The organism is Aeromonas sp. MdU4 (genome assembly GCF_041929505.1).
Taxonomy (GTDB): Bacteria; Pseudomonadota; Gammaproteobacteria; order Enterobacterales; family Aeromonadaceae; genus Aeromonas.
This window is the reverse complement of sequence record NZ_JBHFMW010000028.1, coordinates 1-21107: the sequence shown is the minus strand read 5'-3', so window position 1 is coordinate 21107 and position 21107 is coordinate 1. Positions and strand designations below refer to the sequence as shown.

Genomic DNA, 21107 nt, shown 5'->3' with positions numbered 1-21107 from the left:
TCCCTTTTTGTATCCAGAGGGGATGCAGCTACATCCCCTTGATGTTGTCAGACGTGATTACTGAGTCACTTGCTGGACGCCGGTGACGCGCACTTCAACGCGGCGATCCGGAGCCAGGCAGGAGATCAGCTGAGCTTTGCCCTTGATGCCGTTGCACTGGGTGCCGGTGACAGGGTTGGCTTCGCCACGCCCTTCGATGGCCACTTTGCCAGCGGGCAGACCTTTACTCACCAGGAAGTCGGCGACGGTACGGGCACGGGCTTCGGAGAGCTTCTGGTTGTAAGCGTCGGAGCCGATGCGGTCGGTGTAACCGACCACCACGGCGCTGCCATCTTTCGGCTGAACGTCGACGATCTGCTGATAGAGGGTGTTGAGCGCTGCGACACCTTCTGGCTTGAGAGTGGATTTGCCAAAGGCAAACAGCACGTCAGAGCTCAGGGCGAAGTTCTTGTCGACCACCACTGGCTCGGGAACCGGCTCAGGGGCGGGGGCGGCAACCGGGGCAACATAAGAGGTGCGGTTGGGGTGCATCACCAGTTCCAGCGTGGCGACACTCATGTCGCTCTCCCAGGTTTTCTGCTCGCTGCCCAGATTCCACAGGTAGCGATAGCGGGCTTGCACATCGATAAGGTCAGAGAGCTTGGCGGTCAGTCCCAGACCGGCCAGTGGCGCAGTGCCGTTGTCGCTGTTGCCATTGCCATTGACGTGATTGAAGTAGGCGCCACCTTCAGCGAATACGGAGAAGATGTCATTGAGTGGCAGACGTGCAATACCGGAGAGGGTGCCCCCCTGGGTTTTGAAGTCGGTGCCGTTAACGCCCGCTTTACCGGCATAGAGATAGCCCAGCTCAGCCGCGTAGTAGTCGTTGAAGTTGTAGCCACCGAACAGACTCAGTGCGGTAGCGTCTTTATCAGTATCCTGACCCTGCACATCATCCAGATTGTGGGCATATGCCCAACCTGCGCCGATACCGGTATACCAGTCATCGGCAGCCTGTGCCGTCGTCCCTGCTGCGGCCAGCGCCAGAGCGATCAGGGTAGGTGCCATTTTGATTTTCATCGTTATATCCTCGTTGCGTAAGCCCGGATCGGGCATGCAGTGCACTTTTATTGTTGCGAATAGTCGCCAACAAAGCGGATAGCGGAACGCTTTTGGACACTCATGATGCGTTGGCGTCATGGACAACAGGCCGGACAAGAAGCGCTTTCTGGTGCTTATCCAATACCTTACAGGCGCAACTACTGTATTCCTTTGGGGGATGGCAGGCAAGCTGGGGGAGGGAAGTGGCGGTGAGCAGAAAGGGCGGATAGAGAGAAACAAAAGGGGATGCAATAGCATCCCCTTTTCGCATTATCTGAATCAGATCAGATTACTTCTGAACTTCTTGTACGCCAGATACGCGAACTTCTACGCGACGGTCCGGAGCCAGGCAGGAGATCAGCTGAGCTTTAGCTTTCACGCCGTTGCACTTGGTGCCGGTCACCGGGTTGGCTTCGCCACGACCTTCGATGGCAACCTTGCTGGCAGCCATACCTTTGCTTACCAGGAAGTTGGCAACGGTGCGGGCACGGGCTTCAGACAGCTTCTGGTTGTATGCATCGGAACCGATACGGTCGGTGTAACCAACAACAACAGCGTTGCCATCTTTCGGCTGGAACTCAACGATCTGCTGGTACAGAGCGTTCAGGGCAGCAACACCTTCCGGCTTCAGGGTCTCTTTGCCAAAGGCAAACAGCACGTCGGAGTTCAGTGCGAAGTTCTTCTCAACGATCTGCGGAGCGACCGGAGCAGGGGCTTCTGCAACAACCGGAGCAGCGACCGGTGCTACGTAGGAGGTACGGAACGGGTGGTATACCGCTTCCAGAGTGGCAATGCTCTGGTTGGACTTGTAGCGAGCAGTGGCAGCGTTGCCATCTTCGTCATAACCGGAGATGTTCAGGTCAGCCACGTCCCACATGTAGCGATAGCGAGCTTGCAGATCCAGCGCGTCGTTTACTTTGTAAGTCACACCGGCGCCTGCCAGCGGGGAAACTTTAGTGTCGCTTATACCCAAGCCATCGGTGTGTGCCCAGTAGGCACCCGCTTCGGCAAACAGGGAGAAGCCGTTGCCAACCGGCAGACGGCCAATACCGGATAGGGTTACACCCTGGTTCTCGTAACGATCACCATCGGTGCTGCCACGGCCGGCGTACTGATAGCCAAACTCGGTACCGAAGTTTTCGTTGAAGTTGTAACCGGCGAAGGCGTTGGCAGCAGCAGCGTCTTCAGTGCCAGAATAACCACCACCGTTGATCTTGTTCAGACCGTTGAAGTGAGCAGCACCGACACCGGCACCGAAGTAGATGTCGTCAGCAGCGTGAGCAGCGGTAGCACCCAGAGCAGCCATAGCGATGGCGATCATGGAAGGAGCCATTTTCATCATAAAAAAATCCTCGTTGAGATCGCACGTTGTTCACGTGCTTCGCACTTTTTAATTTATGTAAGCTGCAGGCTCCGCCGTACGGCTGGCGTCGAGTCTGGCAGATGACCCGGCAAAACCGGGTTGCACACTCTCCTGGTGTGTCGAGTACGCTGGCATGGCACGCAATGCGTGATAAACCACTGCCAGGCAACTGATGTCGGTCCGATGACGAGGCGCACTCTATGCCGATTTTAAAACATGATCAAGCTCACAAATGAGCCCTATGGCAAATTGTGTCGTGTCGTTAAATGGCTGTTTTATCCAGATTAATTAGTGATCCAGATAAGCCCTGTGCAGTTTCTTTTCAAGTGTCATATAGGACTGAACCCAGTCGGAATGCGGGTTGGCCGGATTTGCTCTGGCGGCAAAGACAGCGAGGTAGTTCTCTTCCGTCGCATTTTGCAGCAAGGGAGTAAACGTCGTCAGGAAATGGCGAGCCAGATAGGGGTCAAGTGGCCAGATATTGAGGATGGCCCGCGCTACCGGCTGCACTGCCGCTGCGCAGAGAAAGTGGCGGTGTCCCGCTTCCAGCCAGTTGGCCATTTCAACCATACCCGTTTCGGGTACCAGCCCCCCATCACCCGGCGTGGTGGCCAGTGTCATGGTCTGGTTATTGAGGGTGATGACCTTGCCATCATTATGCAATTTGCCATCGTGGCTGCGCAGAGGAAGATCCTGATCATCCTGCTCAAGAAACAGACTGCATTTGTCTGACAGTGTGGCCAGTACCTCGCGCGCATGGCCGTGCAATGCGGCGGGGAGCCAGCATGCTTCGGCGCGATACTGTTCCCCTTGACGGAGTTGCAGCTGTAGTTGGGTCACGGTTGAAACAGGGTGCAGGCGAGAGATAATGCCGGGAAACGCCATACTTATTCCTCTTTATAGGTAGACTGCGGATTATACGAATTATTCGGGTGGCAACAATAAGGTTTCTTTTCGAGACTGTTTACCTGAAGCGGCGGAGCGATTACCATCCCCCGTGAAGGCAAGGGTTGTCGCCGAAAGGCGCTCATAAAGAAAGAGGCTCGACCATAACGAGTCCGTACAAAACTGATACACTTGACTACGAGTCGTCGCGAAAAATACAGGCGGAGTAAATCCGCCGAACGGAGTATGGAACATTATGAATTCAAATATCGTCACTGTTGGCAAGAAGATCCGTCAGATCCGTGAAGCGGTCGGTTTGAGCCGTCCGAAGTTTGCAGATTTGCTGGGTGTCCCTCCCACAACCCTGAAGAACTACGAGCTGGGTTATCGTGAAGTCGGTGGTGCCTTCCTGGTTGCCCTGGCTCACCACCCGGATCTGCACAAGTTCACCCTCTGGCTGCTGGCGGACAAAAAAGTCGCCGAAATCGGTCAGATTGGGCCGGATGATCTCACCAAGGCGTGAGCATCAATGTGACTGGAAATGCCGCCTTTTGGCGGCATTTTTTTGTTTGTAAAACAGCGCGTTTGGCACCGCTTTTTCGTTATTTGTGCTCTATATAGGGCTTTTGCTCAAAAAATCTTGGCAAGCCACCATAAACCTCAGAAAATTCCCATCCTGAAAATCCGGTTATCCTCGCATGATGCGACAGAGAGTGAGACAAGCATGAGTCAAACCACCCCCAAGGCCAGAGATGGCTTCACCAGCAAGTTCGGCGTCCTCGCCGCCACCCTCGGCTCTGCCGTAGGACTCGGCAATATCTGGAAATTCCCCTATCTGACCGGTGAAAACGGCGGTGCCGGTTTTCTGCTGGTCTATGTGATCGCAACCCTGTTGGTCGGCCTGCCGGTGATGATTTCCGAAATCATGCTGGGTCGCAAAAGCAAATCCGATGCGGTCACAACCCTGAGCAATCTCGCTCCGAAAGGGCAACCCTGGTGGCTGATTGCGGTGATGGGGGTGCTGGCTGCATTCCTGATCATGTCCTTCTATTCGGAAGTGGCAGCCTGGGTCTTTGCCTATATCTTCAAGGCGATCGACGGCTCCATCCTCTCGACCGATCCCAAGGTTACCGGCGCGGCGTTCGGTGCGCTGATCAGCAACCCGCTGCAGAGCCTGCTGTGGCAGTGGCTGGTGCTGGCGTTGATGGGCGGCATCCTGCTGATGGGGGTCTCCAAGGGGATCGAAGCGGTCACCAAGAAGCTGATGCCGGTGCTCTTTATCCTGTTGTTGATCATTGGTGTCCGCAGTCTGACCTTGCCGGGCGCCAGCCAGGGTCTCTCCTTCCTCTTCTCGCCGGACTTTTCCAAGATCACCGGTGCCGTGGTGCTCACCGCCATGGGGCTGGCCTTCTTCAAGCTCTCCATCGGCATGGGTTGCATGATGACCTACGGTAGCTACTTCCGTGATGATCAGAACATCCCGCTCACCGCGTTCCGGGTGATGTGTGCCGATCTGTTCGTCTCCATGCTGGCTGGTATCGCCATCTTCCCGGCGGTGTTCGCCTTCGGGTTCGAGCCGACCGCCGGTCCTTCCCTGCTGTTCATCACCATTCCGGCGGTGTTTGCCAGCATCCCGTTTGGCCATGTGTTCATGGTGCTCTTCTTCGTGCTGTCGGCCATCGCGGCCACCGGTGCCATGCTCTCCATTCTGGAAGTGCCGGTCTCGGTGCTCTCCGAGCGCTTCAAGATGAGCCGCCCCAAAGCGACCCTGATCAACCTGCTGGTGCTGGGTGCGGTGGGTTCCACCTGCGCGCTCTCCAACAGCGCCATGGCGGATGTGCAGATTGCGGGCAAGACCTTCTTCGATCTGTTCGACTACCTCTCCTCCAACATTCTGATGCCCCTTGGCGGTATCTTCCTCTGTCTGTTTGTGGGTTGGGTATGGGGTGAAGAGAAGATGCGCGATGCTCTGACCAATGGCGGTGAGCTGGTTCTGCCGATCCTCAAGCCGCTGTTCTTCATCATCCGCTACGTATCGCCGTTGCTGATCCTGATCGTGATGCTCAAAGGGTTGGGGCTGTTCTAAGCCAGCCGTTCCCGCATAGCAAAAGAGCGCCGCAAGGCGCTCTTTTTGTTGGAGTTGGCGCAGATGGTGGCGTTACAACAAGCCAAGCCGAGCCAGTTCATCCTTGAGCTGATCAAGGTTGCGCTCGACGCAGGCCTCCCCCTCGTTGATGGCATCGCTGGCGCGATGAAAATCCATGATGGAGAAGCTGCCAAGACGCGGACAGAGCTGGATCTCCGGCGGATCCCCCGCCATCCGGGCACGGGTAATCCGTTCCTGCATGATGTTGATGGAGCCGCTCATCACGCTCCACATGCCGGGCGTGGCAGGAGTCGCTTCGCCGCGATTAAGCCACTGGCTGAGCAGGCCACTGCTGCCCGGTTGATCGGGCTCGTCGGTCCAGGGCTGGTGCATGTCGGTGTTGAGGTTGACGGCGATGACCACTTCAGCGCCCATGGCGCGGGCCAGCGAGATGGGCACCGGATTGACCACGGCACCATCCACCAGCCAGCGGTCGTTGACCCGGGTCGGGGTGAGGATCCCCGGCATGCCGCAGGAGGCGCGCACCGACTGGCGCAGTGGCCCCTGTTGCAGCCAGATCTCGCGGCCGGTATCGAGTTCGGTGGCGACGCAGGCGAAGGGGATGGGCAGGCTTTCGAGCTCAGGGTTACCCAGATGGCTGGCGGCGAGGCCAAATACCTTCTCGCCACGAAACAGGCCGCCGGAGAGGGCCGGGTCGAGCAGGCTGACCACCTGCAAGCGGGTAAAGCCGCGCACCCATGACTCCAGCCGATCCAGCTCACCGGCCGCATAGGCGGCACCAACAAAGCTGCCGATGGAGCAGCCTGCGATCAAATCCGGTTTGATGCCGAGACGCTCAAGGGCGCGGATGACGCCAATGTGGGCCCATCCTCTGGCGGCGCCGCTCCCGAGAGCGAGCCCTACACGGGGTTTACGTGGCACGACGTTCCTCCAAAAAGGGGTTGGAGCGACCAGCTTACTCCGAGAGTCAGGAAGCGTCACCCTGCCATCTTTCGCAGCGGTTGCGGCCGTTGGCCTTGGCCTGATAGAGCGCCACATCGGCCCGGCGCACCGCTTCGTGCAGCGGAAGATGCGCTTGGTGGGGGTGATAGCCGAGGCTGATGGTGACGATCAGGCCGGATTCGATGGCCGCCCAGTCGTGGTTGGCGACGGCGCTTCTGAGCCGCTCTGCGATGTCGCTGAGGCGAGATGCGTCACCCTGGCCAATCAGCAGCAGAAACTCCTCGCCGCCCCAGCGGATTAATCTGTCCGATGGGCCGAGGTGCTGCTGGCAGATCTGCACCAGCCGGATCAGCACGATGTCGCCAACGGCATGGCCGAAGTGGTCGTTGACCCGTTTGAAGTGATCCGCATCGAACATCAGGATCCCCGCGCGCAGCCGTGCCAGTTCCCCCGCCTGTTCCTGCTGCACCAGATAGTGGCGATTGAAGGCGCCAGTGAGGGCATCATGGCAGGAGAGGTAGTTGAGCCGCTGGTTGAGGCGATGGGATCTCAGATTGGAGAGCGCGGCCAGCAACATAAAGAGGATGGCGAGCAGGGTCGGGGCGGACTGGCCGAGCATGGTCCATGCCAGCGGCAGCAGGGTGACCTTGTGAACCAGCAGTAAAGGGGTGTCGGGGATTGCCAGCGTCAGTTGCAAGGCGCCCTGTCGCCAGCGGTATTGCCTGCTGGGCGCCAGATCCCCGGGAATAACCGGCTCCCGCACACTGCTGGCCAGCACCTGATGGTATTGATTGAGCAGCAGATACTCCCCCAGCGCCGGTGTCAGCTGCTCAAGTTGTTGCTGCAGGCGGGCGAGCAGCACATCCATGCTGATCATTCCCACCAGCGCCCCATCTTTGTAGAGGGGCTGTGACATGGTCACCATGGTGCCAAGACCGGCGAAATCCTCATAGGGGCGGGAGAGGATAGTGGTCTTGGTCGGGTTGGGTGACATCACCGCGTCCTGCCAGTAGTGCTTGTCATAGACGGAGCTGGAAAACTGGAACTGGCTGGAGGGGAGCCAGGGATAGAGATAGATAAAGTCATCTACTCCGGTGAAGTAGACCCAGGCGATCTCCTTGCCGAGGTGCTGACTGGCGGTGCCCAGCAAGGGGGAGAGGCTCAGGGCCAGATGAATGCGAGCCTCCCGTTCACTGCCGGGTGGTGGCAGTGGTCCGGCCCCGGTGAGGTTGCCAGCCAGCCCGGCGGGCAGGTTGGCGGGAAGGGTGTCGAGGACCAGCCCTTTATCCGGTTGCTGCTGAATCTGGCGGTAGAGCTGACGGGTCAGGGTGGATTGGGGGTCGCTGCGCAGCCGCTCTTCGGCCTGACCGCGCATCGCCTCGAGAAACACCTCGATCTTCTTGAACTGATCCCGCAGGTGAATGGCGCTGTTGAGGGTATCGCTCTGGTAGAGGTTCTCAATCTGTTTCAGATTTTGCCGCAGGGTCAGACCAATCAGCAGGGTGACCAGGGCAAACAGCAGCCAGGTCAGGCGAGTGAAAAAGCGTTGGTCAGACATATTGGGCATAGGCAGGTATCGGATGTGGCGAACAAATGTGTCGTCAGTGTATGCGAAATGGTCTGAAAACAAACTGAACTGCACCCAGCCAGGTGATCTCGCCCCGTTCTTGTTACGTTTTGTCACATTTATACATAGTCACGGCATAGTCTGGGGCTAAAATGGCCCCCATCTCGATTTACCCTTTCACTCTTCATGGACTGTTCGATGAAAATGCGAATCTGGCTCGGCTTGGGCCTTCTTCTAATCGTTGTTGCCGGCATCTGGGCGCTGCGTCACAGCGAACCCGCTACCAAGGCCCCGGTCAGAGAGGTCAATATCCGCACCCAAACCGTCAAGCAGAGTCTGGCCGAGCCGACCCTCAAGCTGGTGGGCAAGCTGGTGGCCAACAACTCGGTGGTGATCAGCCCCGAGGTGACCGGGCGTCTGGTCAAGATTGCGGTGCAGTCGGGTCAGCAGGTCAACAAAGGCGATACCCTGATCGCGCTGGATACAGGCAAGCAGCAGGCGGAGCTGGCGGAGCAGAGCGCCAGCCTGCGCGATGAAAACCGCAAGCTGGGGGAGATGCGCAAGCTGGTTGCTCGCGGTGCCGTCACCCAGTCGGTGCTGGAGGGCCAAGAGGCCGTGGTGGCACAAGCGCAGGCTCGCCTTGATGCGGCCCGCTACGAGCTCTCCCTGCGTACCCTCACCGCTCCCTTTGCCGGTACCGTGAGCCTGATCGATCTCAGTGAAGGGGCGCTGGTTAACAGTGGCGATACCCTGCTGCATCTGGACGAGATCGACACCCTGCGTCTCGATCTGGCGGTGCCGGAGCGCTACCTCTCCCTGCTGCGCCCGGGCATGGCGGTCAACGCCACCAGCGCGGCCTGGCCGGATCAGCACTTCAGCGGCACCCTCACCACCCTCGATAGCCGCGTCTCCGACGAGACCCAGAATATCAAGGCGCGGGTGCTGATCCCCAACGGCAACGGCCAGTTGCGGCCGGGCATGTTGCTCAATGTCGAGCTGGCGTTGCCTGCCCAGCAGCTCACCCTGATCCCCGCCCAGTCGGTGGAGTACGCCGGTGAGCAGCGCTTCGTCTATCGCCTTGAGGCCGATGGCCGGGTCAAGCGGGTGCCGGTGGTACTTGGCGAGACCGAAGGGGAGACCGTCTGGGTTACCGAAGGGCTCAAGGTGGGTGATCGCATTGTGGTCGAGGGGCTGGTCAATCTCCGTGATGGCGTCAAAGTCCACGATCTGGCGGAGGTAAACGGCTGATGTGGCTCTCCGATATTTCCGTTCGTCGTCCGCTGGTGGCGGTGGTGCTCAGCGCCCTGCTCACCGTGTTTGGTCTGGTTGCCTTTAGCAAACTGACAGTGCGGGAGATGCCCGATGTGCAGACCCCGTCGGTCTCCATCACCACCTCCTATGAGGGGGCAGCCCCCTCGGTGATGGAGAGTCAGGTCACCAAGCCCATCGAGGATCAGCTCTCCGGCATTAGCGGCATCAAGAACATCAACTCCATGACCCGCAAGGGGCGCTCGATGATCACCGTCGAGTTCAAGCTGGGCTGGAACATGGTGGAAGGGGTCTCCGACGTGCGCGATGCCCTGACCCGCGCCAAGCGCAACCTGCCGGAGGATGCCGATGATCCGCTGGTGACCAAGGATAGCGGCAGCGGCGACGTGGCGATCTGGCTCAACTTCAGCAGCAGCCAGATGGATCGCACCGCCATGACCGACTATGCCAACCGGGTACTGGTCGATCCCCTGAGTCTGGTGGACGGGGTGAGCGAAGTGGAGCTCTCCGGCGATCTGACCCAGGTAATGTATGTGCGGCTGCGCCCCGCCGACATGGCCGCCCGTGGTATCACGGTGGCGGATGTGCAAGATGCCCTCAAGCGCGAGAACATCGAGCTGCCGGGCGGCGAGATCCGCAACAACAGCATGACCATGGCGGTGCAGATCGCCCGGCTCTACCACAGCGCCGAGGATTTCCAGCAGCTGCAGATCCGCACCGCGGCCAACGGCCAGAGCGTCTATCTGGCCGATATCGCCGATGTCGAGGTAGGGGCCAAGAACGAAGACAGCGCCTACCAGCGCAACGGTAAAGAGAGTCTGGGGATCGGCATCGTTGCCCAGTCCACCGCCAACCCGCTGGCGGTGGCACAGGGTATCGAGCAGAAGCTGGTGGAGATGCAACGCTTCCTGCCGGAGGGGGCGCAGCTTGAGGTCGATTACGACTCCACCATCTTTATCAAGCAGGCGATCGACGAGGTCTACCTGACGCTGGCTATCTGCGCCGTGCTGGTGGTGGCGGTGCTCTATCTGTTCCTTGGGCAGGGGCGCACCACGCTGATCCCGGCCATCACGGTGCCGGTCTCCCTTATCTCCGCCTTTATCGGCGCCTGGTATTTCGGTTTTTCCATCAACCTCATCACCCTGCTGGCGCTCATTCTCGCCATCGGTCTGGTGGTGGATGATGCCATCGTGGTGGTGGAGAACATTCACCACCACCTGCAACGGGGGGAATCGCCCTTGCTGGCCGCCTGGCACGGCACCCGCGAAGTGGGTTTTGCGGTCATCGCCACCACCGCGGTGCTGGTGATGGTCTTTATTCCCATCGCCTTTATGGATGGCATGGTGGGGCGGCTCTTTACCGAGTTTGCGATCCTGCTTTCGCTCGCGGTGCTCTGCTCCTCGCTGGTGGCACTGACCCTGACCCCCGCCATGGGCTCCTGGTTGATGCGCCCGCTGGATAAACCAAACTGCCTGACCGCCAGGCTCGATCGCGGTCTGGGCTGGCTGGAGGAGCGTTATCGCCAGCTGCTGGGTTGGCTGCTGCCCCGCTCGCGCTGGATGCCGCTGGTCGTACTGCTCTGTCTTGGCGGGATCGGTGCCCTGTTCAGTCAGGTGCCCACCAGTCTCACCCCGACCGAGGATCGCGGCGTGGTCTTCGTCTTCGTCAAGGGGGCAGAGGGGACCAGCATCGAGCGAATGAAGCGCAACATGCAGCAGGTGGAGTCCGCCGTCATGCCGATGCTGGGCAAAGGGTTGGTGCAGGCGCTGAGCTTCAGTACCCCCGCCTTTGGCCGTGGCGGCGATCAGACCGGCATGGTGATCATCCAGCTCACCGACTGGGCCGCGCGTGATGCCACTGCCACCGAGTTCTCCCGTTCGCTCGGGGCCAAGCTGTCGGGCATTCCCGATGTGATGATCCGCACCTTCCAGCCCGGTTTTCGCGGCGGTTCGACGGCGCCGGTGCAGTTCGTATTGCAGGGCAACGACTATGCCGAGCTCTACCAGCAGGGATTGGCGTTGCAACAGGCGGCGCAGGGCAGCGGCCTGATGCTGAGCCCGGATCTCGACTACGCCGAGAAGACCCCCGAGCTACAGGTAACCATCAATCGCGACAGTGCCAGCCAGCTCGGCATTCCGGTCTCCACCGTCGCCAGCACCTTGCAGACCCTGCTGGGCGGGACGAGCAAGACCACCTATGTGGATCGGGGCGAGGAGTATGATGTCTACCTGCGCGGCAACCAGAGCGAGTTCAACGGTATCTCCGATCTGGCGCGCATCTATCTGAAAGCGGCCAACGGCGAGATGGTGAGCCTCTCGACCCTGGCCACCGTCAAGCAGGTGGCGACCGCCAACCGCCTCAACCACTACCAGCGCCAGAAGGCGATCACCCTGACGGCGGATGTGCACCCCGATCACACCCTCGGCGAGGCGCTCGACTTCCTCGATGGCTGGGCCAACACCAACCTGCCGACCGGCATGACCGTCGATTACGCCGGTGACTCCAAGGATTACCGCGATAATCAGGGGGAGATGGCGATGGTCTTTGGCCTCGCCCTGCTGGTGGTCTATCTGGTGCTGGTGGCCCAGTTCGAGAGCACCCTGACCCCGGCGGTGGTGATGATGACGGTGCCGCTCGGCATCTTCGGTGGCCTGCTCGGCCTCTGGCTGACGGGGCAGGAGATGAGCATCTACAGCCAGATCGGCATGATCATGCTGATCGGCATGGTGACCAAGAACGGCATTTTGATCGTCGAGTTTATCAACCAGTTGCGCCAGCGCGGCGAAGGGTTTGAGGCCGCGATCATCGCAGGCTCGGTGCGCCGTCTGCGCCCGATCCTGATGACCTCGCTCACCGCCATTATCGGCGCGGTGCCGCTGATGCTCTCCATGGGGGCGGGTTACGAGAGCCGGATGGCGGTCGGCACCGTGGTCTTCTTCGGGCTGTCGTTGGCAACCCTGGTTACCCTGCTGGTGGTGCCCGCCATCTACCATCTGCTGGCGCGCCATGCCGGGATGACCGGACAGCGGGATCAGCTGGTGGATGAAGCGCTGGCCGCCAAAGGGGCAGGGGAGTCGCAACCTCCAACTCCCTGATCTGAATCCTGATCAGAATCCAATAGAGGCCGTTGCCAGCCTCCATCACCACAAGGGCGCCTGCGAGCGCCCTTGTTATTGCCTGTCGCAGCCCTATCCCGCGGCATCTATAGGGACAAAAAGCCATCGCTCCGCTTCGGTGCAATCGGTATAATGCGCGACCCGAATTTTTCCAGGTGTTCAAAATGCAGCCGGTACCCAACCTTTTCTCCTATCCCCGCTATTGGGCCGAGTGCTACGGCACGGCGCCCTTCCTGCCCATGTCCCGCAAAGAGATGGACAAGCTGGGTTGGGACAGCTGCGATGTCATTCTGGTGACGGGAGATGCCTATGTGGATCACCCGAGCTTCGGCATGGCGGTGATTGGCCGCATGCTCGAATCCCAGGGCTTTCGGGTCGGCATCATCGCCCAGCCGGACTGGTCATCGAAGGATGACTTTATGCGTCTGGGCAAACCGAACCTCTTCTTCGGGGTCACCGCGGGCAACATGGACTCCATGATCAACCGCTACACCTCCGATAAAAAGCTGCGCCACGACGACGCCTACACCCCGGGGGATGTGGGCGGCAAGCGGCCGGACCGCGCCACCCTGGTCTATACCCAGCGTTGCAAAGAGGCGTTCAAAGAGGTGCCGGTGCTGATCGGCGGCATCGAGGCATCCCTGCGCCGCATCGCTCACTACGACTACTGGTCCGAGACCATCCGCCGCTCCATCCTGCTCGATGCCAAGGCCGATATCCTGATTTACGGCAACGCCGAGCGGCCGCTCGTCGAGGTGGCCCACCGCATCGCGGCGGGGGAGAGCATCGACACCATGCAGAATATTCGCGGCACCGCCGTGATCCGCAAGGAGCCGCTGCCGGGCTGGAAAGGGGTGGATTCGAGCAAGCTCGACCAGATTGGCCGCATCGATCCCATCATGAACCCCTATATGGAAGGGGCCCCATGCTCGGATGATGCGACCGAAGCGGCCCCTGCCGCGCAGGAGGCCAAACCGGTGCTGGTGCAGCCAGCCAAGCCCAAGCCGTGGGAAAAAACCTACGTCAAGCTGCCGGCGTTCGAGCGGGTGAAAGAGGACAAGGTGCTCTACGCCCACGCCTCGCGCATTCTGCACCACGAGACCAACCCCGGCTGTGCCCGCGCCCTGTCGCAAGCCCACGGCGATCGCATTGTCTGGGTCAACCCGCCCGCTTTCCCGCTCGAAACCGAGGAGATGGACGGCGTATTCGGCCTGCCCTACCAGCGGGTGCCGCACCCGGCCTATGGCAACGAGAAGATCCCGGCGTTCGAGATGATCAAGACCTCGGTCAACATAATGCGCGGCTGCTTTGGCGGCTGCTCCTTCTGCTCCATCACCGAGCACGAAGGGCGCATCATCCAGAGCCGCTCGGAAGAGTCGATCCTGAAAGAAATCGAAGATATCCGTGACAAGGTGCCGGGCTTTACCGGCGTCATCTCGGATCTCGGCGGCCCCACCGCCAACATGTACAAGCTGCGCTGCCAGAGCCCCAAGGCCGAGCAGACCTGCCGTCGCGCCTCCTGTGTCTGGCCCACCATCTGCCCGCACATGGACACCGACCACAGCCCGACCATCAACCTCTATCGCAAGGCGCGCGACCTTAAGGGGATCAAGAAGATCCTCATCGCCTCCGGGGTGCGTTACGACATCGCGGTGGAAGATCCCCGCTATATCAAGGAGCTGGCCAAGTACCATGTCGGCGGCTACCTCAAGATTGCGCCGGAACACACCGAGGAGGGGCCGCTCTCCAAGATGATGAAGCCGGGCATGGGCAGCTACTACCAGTTCAAGGAGCTGTTCGACAAATACTCGAAAGAGGCGGGCAAGCAGCAGTACCTGATCCCCTACTTCATCTCCGCCCACCCGGGCACCACCGATGAAGACATGATCAATCTGGCGCTCTGGGTCAAAGAGAACCGCTTCAAGCTTGATCAGGTGCAGAACTTCTACCCGTCGCCGCTCGCCAACGCTACCACCATGTATTACACGGAGAAAAACCCGTTAAACAAGGTGAGCCGCGAAGGGGGCGATGTGTTTGTCGCCAAGGGCGAGCGCCGTCGTCGCCTGCACAAGGCGCTGCTGCGCTACCACGACCCCGCTGGCTGGCCGATGATCCGCGAAGCCCTGCTCGCCATGGGCAAGGGCCACCTGATTGGCAACGGCCCGGGTTGTCTGGTGCCTGCGGAAGGGCGCAACGAGCGCGCCGCCACTGGCAAGGGCATGAAACCGGCCCTGACTCGTCATAGCAACATTGCTCATCAGCGCGGTAATGGTGCAGGTAACAAGGGTGCCCGCAGCGAGGCTGGCGCAGGCAATGCTCCGGCGGCCAGCAAACATGGCGGCAAGGTGGGCAATGGCAAACCGGTGGGCTCCCAGTTGCAGAAAGGGGCGGGTAATGGCAAGCCTGCTGCGCCGGGTTCTGGACATGGCGAAGGCAAGGGCAAACCCGCCCATAAGGGCAAGGCCCCGACCCGCGCAGGCTCCGCCAAGCCGGGCGCCAAACCCGCCGCTCAGGGCGGCAAGCCTGCGGCCAAAGGCAATGGTGCCAAGCGACCGGCGCGGTGAGTTTTCCTGATTGGAAAGCGATAGAAATAAAAAGGCGACTGGATGGTCGCCTTCCAACCCGCTGGTGCACATGCCCAAATACTAATGCGCTAAGATTATTTAGCACCAGAGAGGTATTTTATGGTGCTAATTTTCTAAAAATATTGAGACTCAGTTTATGTTGGTTGCTTCTCACGCCAAGAGCGTTCCACAATGTACTCTGCGGTAGATAAGTTCCAATGTTCTTTAAGATAACTGCATGCAATATAAGCAAATGAGGTTGACCATGGTATTATTACCCATAAAGTACTTAATCCCCACTCTCTAATAATGTCACCTAAGAAGATCAAGGGTATCCCACTTGATATTGCTGTAGTGAAGTACCAAAAACAATTCCATCTGTCTATTGATTTTAATTTTTTGCTCGAAAATTCATTTTTGAATTGTAGAGTATGGACTCCATTTTCATTGATAGCCTGTGTTAGATATTTTTCTGCTTTTTCAAATAGTTTAAACTTAGATAATGGGTTTTGGAGTTTTAGAATAAATCGAATTTCGCTTGCTTGCAGTGGTTTCCCACCTATAGCTATGTAGCCTATTTCAAGCTGATAGTCATGCATATGCTGCCATTTATCATCAGCAAACAGTTTCTCCGCAATGTCATATTCTTCTCGTATATTTGATTTTGAACTAAAATTCATCTCCTTGAATTTGTAAAATAAAGTTATTAGCGAAATGACAAATCCAATTATTTTAAGAATACCCTCTAGTCCAATATGCTCCATACCCCCCCCATAACAAATAATAGATTAAGAAAATTTACAATCAGAATCTAAAATTAAAAGTGTTTTATTAATGCTGATAGTTAAATGCCAATTTGGTTTCGAGATTACGACTTATCAATTTAAACCATTTTGAATTCTATTAATTTCATCCAAAAGCTGGCTTATTTCTGATGCTTTAGCAGAGATATATTCATTGATTTCTCTGTTGCCGCTATATTGCTCACCTGTTGCAGAATAAAATGTGAATCCGCCATTACTTATATGGGAACTTGTCTCATATTTACATGTTGACGCTCTATTTATTTCATCTTGAAGATGGCTTATTCTTTTATAATGAATGTCAATCCTCATGGAGGATTGTTGTAATTTAAATGTATCCTCCATAAGGGAATGTTGTTTGTTTTGTGTTTCTGATATGCTTTGGTTGTATTTAGCCGTTTCCTCTAGAGCTTTTCTCGTTTCTTTCAACTCTTGTTTTTGACTGGAGTAAGCCTTGACCAGATATATTAACGCAGTAAATGATATTATAGGGTTCAATATTCCGCCAAGATAGTCACCTAAAACACCCCAGTTTGAGGGGATATCTGATATAGACTCATTGTAAAAATTAATGATATATGCGGTAACTATTAAAGATGCAATGATGAAGATCAATACGATAATATATATTGATTCTTGGGATTCTTGGGATTCTTGTATTTTACTCATATTTCATAGTGTCCATAAATAATATTGATAGAAGTTTCTGTCTCTCTTGATTGATTTTTTCAAGATTAAATCTTCTATTTAATTTAGAGTTTTTGTTGTCAATAGAAGCTCTGTGACACTCGCCTTTCTGTATGAGGCGTAACACCACCCAAATCTCACGCTACCGCCCGTGGATTACAGCTTCGAATATGCGCCCTTGCCCCGTATTGGCAACAACCCATCGCAGTTCAATAGATTCTGGGTGGATATGGTAGCCCAAACGAAACCTGCTTGGCGAGTTTTATAATGATGTAACCATCAGAATCTCATCATTTTTTGAACTTGATCAGCAAATGGAACCGGAAGGCGGCGATATAGCCATATCCCGTTTTGGCAAGCGGGGAAGGGGAGTGGGTTGGTGCGACCTGCTGGTCGCCCCTTGTGATTGCCACATCCGGATCCGGCGCGCGAAGGGTTAGCCGTTATAGCCGTAGCAGCGCTTGAGCTCCTCGAAGTCGTAGTAGTGGCTGCCGCTCTGGTAGAGCAGGCAGCCCGTTTTAAAGGCGATCTCCTTTTCGTTGTAGAGCATCTTGACCAGCACCTGCCGCTGCCCGTTCTGGTAGATATCCCACTGAATATTGGCGGTATAGGGGGAGACCCAGCTGCCACGCCACTCGTTGTTCTGCTGGCTGAACAACTGATCCGGGCTGGCGCCCTGACGGTTCCCTTCCAGCTTCATCAGGGCGGCGAGGGTGATAATGGCGTCGGCGTGGGCAAAGCGCAGGGTGGCCCGTCGGATCTGCTCGCCCTCCACTACCTGACGTTGCACCTCGCCAAACAGGCCGTCGAGCAGCGGCTGGGCAATGGCGTAGGGGGCACTCTGCTTGGCAAAAAATCTGGGACATCCACCTTTCGGAGTAAGGCGTATCACAACCAATTTCCACGCTACCGCCCGTGGATGACAGCCTCCAATATGCTCCCTTGACCCGCGCTGGCTGCAACCCATCGCAGTTCAACAGGTTCTGATTGGCCATGGTAAGCCAAGCGAAACTGCCGAGGCGAGCCTTAACCTGATGTAACTATCAGAAACGTCTCGTTTTATGACCGCTATCAAACTCTTCTTGCTCTGCGACCTTGTCGCCAACCGGGCAGAGATCGGGCACTGGCTGCTGGCCATTCGGCGGTGGCGCTTTGCCGCTGGAACCCCTTGAATTGTTTTACTGGTGCAACGCATGACTTGAGCTGTGTTGCACAAGCGCAACAATCCCATCGCGGCGCAAGGGCGGCGCAGGGTGTGGGGAGGAGAAAGCGGCCCCGCCGATCTGAACCATGGCATGGCCGACAAGGCAGCAAACGGGCGAGTTACTCGATCCGCACCACTTCTGGGTGGGCGGCGCTGGCGGCTTCGTGATAGATATCGTCAAGCCAGCGCGGGATCTCATCCTCGGTCAGAAAGTCGGGAATAATCACATCGCGGATGCGCGAGTATTTGCGCTCGGGCAGGCTGACATTAAACAGCAGCCACTGCTCCCCCTCCCGTTTTACGCCGACCAGTCGGCCAAAGACGCTGAATATCATCATGGCAATGCTCCTTCTCGTGCTGTTTGCCTGCGCGGCGGTGATCTGTTGCGTGTCGCGGCCTTGCCGCGCGATATCAGCCGCTGTCAGTGTCTGCCCATATATCTTGTTTAACGCCACGCTAAAATGGCATCGAACATGCGGGTATGGTTCACCTGCAGATTCTCCGCCTTGTTGGCAATGGCGGCGGTATAGAGCTGGGCGTCGGGCTGATGATGAAACTGCACCAGATAGTTTTTATGGCGACAGGCAGAATAGAGGGCCAGACATTTTTGCACGCAGTGGCCAAGAAACAGTGTCCCGGCGAGGCCGATAATCAGGGCGAAAATATCCATGATATTGATAGCCGACATATTAAATTGTGCCTCGACCTGCAGCGCCAGCTCATAAAGCGACACGGCAAACATGGCGGCACAGATCAGCAACTTGATGCGGGCAAGGATCGTCAGTTTCTCCTGCATACGTTCTGGCGAGACAAAATAGATATTCTCCAGATGCCGTCTCTGCTCCGTGATAAGGATCCCGCGCACATTGACTTCAACGTCGACCAGTGCCGATTCGCGATAGACCAGCCCCTGTTGTTCCCAGTCGTTCGCCAGTGTGGCGACCAGCACGGGGTAGATAACCATCGCCAGAGCGAAATAGACAGGAAGGGCAATATATCCGAGGGAGAGCAGCGCCACGGTCAGGATGATAAACAGATAGGGTGACAAGGCCTGCAGTGCCACTGACGATAGCTTCATCGTGATATATCCATAAATAACAAGGTTTATCAGGCCTGTTGGTGGGTTGTGATCACACACAGCCAATTTGTTTCACAGGGTCATTGCGATCCAGGCTGAACTCTATTGGGGAGTATATATTTTCGCCGTTCACTATTTTTTGCGCCCCATCACCAAACCGGGTGATAACGCATCGCGATGGTTGTTCGAGCTTGCCGAGAGACTATTTTTGCCCAGGGAATTGTGCTGGGTAATATTGTTGAAAAGAGGCGTGGCTGGCACAGCCTGTTGGATATTGCTCGATAAGTTGGTTGGTCGTTTGTTGAAGGGGATGGGCGATCAGGTGGCGCCTGTGTGATAGAGGGCATCCACCTGATCGTTTTCATTGGAAGGGAGAGCTCCGTTGCTTGTTAACCGGAGTTCACCTCGTGCTCATGACAAGGTCACTTTGCTTTATCGTGTTGGTAGCAGTAGGTCAGCATCTGCTTGTTGTATTCGGTGGCAAAGGCTAGCAATGAGCTGAACGCTTCCTGCTGTCCCGGCTTGATGACATCGCCAAAGCCCTCCAGAAAGCGAGTACCACAACGAGCCTTGGCTGCTTTCTGTTGTTCAGCCGGCACTCCCGGCGCCACTTCTCCCCGGCCCGCTTGTACTATCAGGCGATAGTCTTGCTTGGCGATGCTATCACCAATAGTCGGTGCCAGAGGGTCTGCATTCACTTCGCAGCCCCCCAGCAGAGCAAGTAGCAGCAGGTAATGTCGTTTCATGCCTTTCTCCGTTGCCACGCCAACAAGCCAAGGGCCAGACCCCAGAAGCCGAAGGAGCCACCGCCACCGCTGTTGTCTGTTGACGCGTCAGTTTTCACATTAGTGAGACTGCTGCCATTGGTGTCTGGGGCACTCTTGGCGTCAATCGAGTTGCTGCTGACCAAGGGGCCGACGAGTTTGGTGCGGCTTTGGTAAGGGCCGCTGAGCGCGAAGAAGATGTTATCACTGCAGGCCACTTTGAAGCGGATTTTGTTGGCAAGATTGTCAGGCAAGGTGACGGTTGCGGTTCCGCGATTGGGTAATCCGCTCCCCAGTGATGACCATGCTTTCCCTTCGTTCTGGGTCAAAAACAGATCGACTTTTTGGCAGGCAATTGGTGGCAAGTCCGTGTCTGCCACATCCCAGGTGATGTTCTGCTTACTTCCTGCCGTCAGCATCGCGGCTTTTGGTCCGGTCACTTTAAATGCGAGTCCCGTATCCACTACCCGAACCCGCATATTATCGCTTGCTACCCCACCTTGGCCATTACGAACCGTGAGACGGAAATTGAGATTGCGATTGGTGGTTGGCCAGGCTTCGCCCATGGCGAGGGTGTTCGAAAGGAGAGATGGCAGACTGGGCAAGATCCGCTCGGGTGAACTGGTGGGGGGAACGAACCGGAATAAAGGGCGTGACCCGTCATCCACCATATCCTCTACAGTGTCCGAGGCGGCACCCAGATCAAGTTCTTCCCAGGTGTAAGTCAGCGGAGCATTGTCAGATGATTTTCCATCCCCTTTGAGTACAAAGGGAGTGTTGGCTGGAATGGTGTAGTCATCCCCTGCCATTGCCTGAGGAGGAGGGTTATCTGTGAGGGGAATAGTTGTACCGCAATCCGGTACGCTCGCCATATGCGCACGCATCTGATCAATCGATGTGCTGTGAAAATAGGGGTCCGTATGCGGTTGAAGGTTTTGTACCCCACAGATGCCTGCGTAGGCCATGATGGAGCTGCCACTGCCTGGTTCGTAGGCGTGGTCAGGATTACGGTTTCTTTTACCGCAACTGCGACTCGTCCCATTGAAGGTGTGATCTGCTCCCATCTGATGACCAATTTCATGCGCGACATAATCGATGAAAAATGCATCCCCCACCGGGTTCCTGGAACCCGTCATGCCTCGGGATCTGTTACCGGTACAGAGTGATCCCAAAATAGCTACACCACCACCGTTGGTATTGACCACATGACCGATATCGAACGCTCCTAACTCATGCTCATTACGGGCTTTATTCTGCACTTGAACGTTTAAATTCATGTCTTGTGACGTATTCAGGAAAGGGTCATTTTCCTGATCTGTGAAGATCACGCTGTCGTTGCCTTCGGCAAGCTGAAACTCTACCCCCACGTCTCGCTCGTACACTTCGTTGACCCGGTTGAGCATGGTGGCTATCGCCGCAGTAGCCAGCGCCTTGGTCCCACCGTGATAGCGGGTGTATGCACTTGCGGCAGAGATGGCGATGGTATACTGCTTGCGTTCATTGCCACTCACATGGGTTTGGCGTAGCGCTTTTTTCAGGCTGCGACCAAAGACCTGATCTGCTTTTTCTTCCAGCCTGCTAAAGGCATCGTGTTGGTAATAAACGGCATAACCTTCGGCATTGTCGAGCGGGTCAACGAAGACAGTTTTGCCCTGATGGGGGCGTTGTTGCCCAAATC

The 21107-nt window shown here is 56.9% G+C and carries 16 protein-coding genes and 1 pseudogene; 5 read left to right on the top strand and 12 right to left on the bottom strand.

The genetic code is table 11. From position 1 onward, the window contains the following. Positions 1-57: 57 nt before the first annotated feature. The 3 genes from ompA to ACE1BR_RS16825 all read right to left on the bottom strand — a co-directional run bounded on the left by ompA (position 58) and on the right by ACE1BR_RS16825 (position 3328). Entirely contained in the window at positions 58-1059 is a 1002-nt protein-coding gene (ompA, locus tag ACE1BR_RS16835) for a porin OmpA (protein ID WP_374872274.1), read from the bottom strand. 310 nt (positions 1060-1369) lie between these two features. Next, complete coding sequence (locus tag ACE1BR_RS16830) at positions 1370-2422, bottom strand: OmpA family protein (protein ID WP_374872272.1); 1053 nt, start codon at positions 2420-2422, stop codon at positions 1370-1372. Positions 2423-2731: 309 nt separating this feature from the next. Continuing rightward, positions 2732-3328, bottom strand: a complete 597-nt coding sequence (locus tag ACE1BR_RS16825; RefSeq protein WP_374872270.1) for a hypothetical protein — start codon at positions 3326-3328, stop codon at positions 2732-2734. A gap of 256 nt (positions 3329-3584) precedes the next feature. Between ACE1BR_RS16825 and ACE1BR_RS16820 the strand changes: the two genes are divergently transcribed. Together ACE1BR_RS16820 and ACE1BR_RS16815 are read left to right on the top strand one after the other, a co-directional pair. Then, positions 3585-3851 carry a helix-turn-helix domain-containing protein gene (locus tag ACE1BR_RS16820; RefSeq protein WP_374872268.1) on the top strand — a complete coding sequence of 89 codons (267 nt, stop codon included), beginning with the start codon at positions 3585-3587 and terminating at the stop codon, positions 3849-3851. Positions 3852-4052: 201 nt separating this feature from the next. Continuing rightward, positions 4053-5414: a sodium-dependent transporter gene (locus ACE1BR_RS16815; protein ID WP_374872266.1), complete on the top strand. Its 1362-nt coding sequence runs from the start codon at positions 4053-4055 to the stop codon at positions 5412-5414. A 72-nt stretch (positions 5415-5486) separates the two neighbouring features. Here ACE1BR_RS16815 and ACE1BR_RS16810 read toward each other — a convergent pair whose 3' ends face one another. Together ACE1BR_RS16810 and ACE1BR_RS16805 are read right to left on the bottom strand one after the other, a co-directional pair. Then, positions 5487-6356, bottom strand: coding sequence for a patatin-like phospholipase family protein (locus tag ACE1BR_RS16810; RefSeq protein WP_374872264.1), 870 nt, complete (start codon positions 6354-6356; stop codon positions 5487-5489). A 46-nt stretch (positions 6357-6402) separates the two neighbouring features. Beyond that, complete coding sequence (locus tag ACE1BR_RS16805) at positions 6403-7944, bottom strand: diguanylate cyclase (RefSeq protein ID WP_374872262.1); 1542 nt, start codon at positions 7942-7944, stop codon at positions 6403-6405. Between the two features lie 198 nt (positions 7945-8142). Between ACE1BR_RS16805 and ACE1BR_RS16800 the strand changes: the two genes are divergently transcribed. The 3 genes from ACE1BR_RS16800 to ACE1BR_RS16790 all read left to right on the top strand — a co-directional run bounded on the left by ACE1BR_RS16800 (position 8143) and on the right by ACE1BR_RS16790 (position 14893). Continuing rightward, positions 8143-9192, top strand: a complete 1050-nt coding sequence (locus tag ACE1BR_RS16800) for an efflux RND transporter periplasmic adaptor subunit (RefSeq protein WP_374872260.1) — start codon at positions 8143-8145, stop codon at positions 9190-9192. Then, a complete protein-coding gene (locus tag ACE1BR_RS16795; protein WP_374872258.1) occupies positions 9192-12308 on the top strand; it encodes an efflux RND transporter permease subunit in 3117 nt (1038 codons plus the stop codon). The genes ACE1BR_RS16800 and ACE1BR_RS16795 overlap by 1 nt, the downstream gene beginning before the upstream one ends. A gap of 185 nt (positions 12309-12493) precedes the next feature. Further along, positions 12494-14893 (top strand): YgiQ family radical SAM protein, encoded by a 2400-nt coding sequence (locus ACE1BR_RS16790; RefSeq protein WP_374872257.1) that lies wholly within the window; start codon positions 12494-12496, stop codon positions 14891-14893. A 155-nt stretch (positions 14894-15048) separates the two neighbouring features. On the opposite strand, the gene ACE1BR_RS16785 is transcribed toward ACE1BR_RS16790, so the two are convergent. From ACE1BR_RS16785 to ACE1BR_RS16755, 7 genes and pseudogenes are all read right to left on the bottom strand, one after another. After that, a complete protein-coding gene (locus ACE1BR_RS16785; RefSeq protein WP_374872255.1) occupies positions 15049-15657 on the bottom strand; it encodes a hypothetical protein in 609 nt (202 codons plus the stop codon). Positions 15658-15771: 114 nt separating this feature from the next. Further along, the gene (locus tag ACE1BR_RS16780) at positions 15772-16365 is read right to left on the bottom strand and encodes a hypothetical protein (protein WP_374872253.1); all 594 of its coding nucleotides are present in this window, start codon (positions 16363-16365) and stop codon (positions 15772-15774) included. A 454-nt stretch (positions 16366-16819) separates the two neighbouring features. Next, positions 16820-17236, bottom strand: a pseudogene (locus ACE1BR_RS16775) (histidine-type phosphatase); the annotation flags it as partial. A gap of 470 nt (positions 17237-17706) precedes the next feature. Then, the gene (locus tag ACE1BR_RS16770; protein WP_374872251.1) at positions 17707-17925 is read right to left on the bottom strand and encodes a hypothetical protein; all 219 of its coding nucleotides are present in this window, start codon (positions 17923-17925) and stop codon (positions 17707-17709) included. A 107-nt stretch (positions 17926-18032) separates the two neighbouring features. After that, complete coding sequence (locus ACE1BR_RS16765; protein ID WP_374872249.1) at positions 18033-18665, bottom strand: hypothetical protein; 633 nt, start codon at positions 18663-18665, stop codon at positions 18033-18035. 422 nt (positions 18666-19087) lie between these two features. Next, entirely contained in the window at positions 19088-19411 is a 324-nt protein-coding gene (locus ACE1BR_RS16760; protein ID WP_374872247.1) for a hypothetical protein, read from the bottom strand. Beyond that, a partial coding sequence (locus ACE1BR_RS16755) for a reprolysin-like metallopeptidase (protein WP_374872245.1) occupies positions 19408-21107 on the bottom strand: 1700 nt, incomplete at its 5' end. The genes ACE1BR_RS16755 and ACE1BR_RS16760, both read right to left, overlap by 4 nt.

Excerpts from the sequence above, each read along its gene's own strand:
- ACE1BR_RS16785 (WP_374872255.1), bottom strand. The coding sequence starts at position 15,657 with ATGGAGCATATTGGACTAGAGGGTATTCTTAAAATAATTGGATTTGTC.
- ACE1BR_RS16805 (WP_374872262.1), bottom strand. The coding sequence starts at position 7,944 with ATGCCCAATATGTCTGACCAACGCTTTTTCACTCGCCTGACCTGGCTG.
- ACE1BR_RS16790 (WP_374872257.1), top strand. The coding sequence starts at position 12,494 with ATGCAGCCGGTACCCAACCTTTTCTCCTATCCCCGCTATTGGGCCGAG.
- ACE1BR_RS16765 (WP_374872249.1), bottom strand. The coding sequence starts at position 18,665 with ATGAAGCTATCGTCAGTGGCACTGCAGGCCTTGTCACCCTATCTGTTT.
- ompA (WP_374872274.1), bottom strand. The coding sequence starts at position 1,059 with ATGAAAATCAAAATGGCACCTACCCTGATCGCTCTGGCGCTGGCCGCA.
- ACE1BR_RS16825 (WP_374872270.1), bottom strand. The coding sequence starts at position 3,328 with ATGGCGTTTCCCGGCATTATCTCTCGCCTGCACCCTGTTTCAACCGTG.
- ACE1BR_RS16780 (WP_374872253.1), bottom strand. The coding sequence starts at position 16,365 with ATGAGTAAAATACAAGAATCCCAAGAATCCCAAGAATCAATATATATT.
- ACE1BR_RS16760 (WP_374872247.1), bottom strand. The coding sequence starts at position 19,411 with ATGAAACGACATTACCTGCTGCTACTTGCTCTGCTGGGGGGCTGCGAA.
- ACE1BR_RS16815 (WP_374872266.1), top strand. The coding sequence starts at position 4,053 with ATGAGTCAAACCACCCCCAAGGCCAGAGATGGCTTCACCAGCAAGTTC.
- ACE1BR_RS16800 (WP_374872260.1), top strand. The coding sequence starts at position 8,143 with ATGAAAATGCGAATCTGGCTCGGCTTGGGCCTTCTTCTAATCGTTGTT.
- ACE1BR_RS16795 (WP_374872258.1), top strand. The coding sequence starts at position 9,192 with ATGTGGCTCTCCGATATTTCCGTTCGTCGTCCGCTGGTGGCGGTGGTG.
- ACE1BR_RS16830 (WP_374872272.1), bottom strand. The coding sequence starts at position 2,422 with ATGATGAAAATGGCTCCTTCCATGATCGCCATCGCTATGGCTGCTCTG.
- ACE1BR_RS16820 (WP_374872268.1), top strand. The coding sequence starts at position 3,585 with ATGAATTCAAATATCGTCACTGTTGGCAAGAAGATCCGTCAGATCCGT.
- ACE1BR_RS16770 (WP_374872251.1), bottom strand. The coding sequence starts at position 17,925 with ATGATGATATTCAGCGTCTTTGGCCGACTGGTCGGCGTAAAACGGGAG.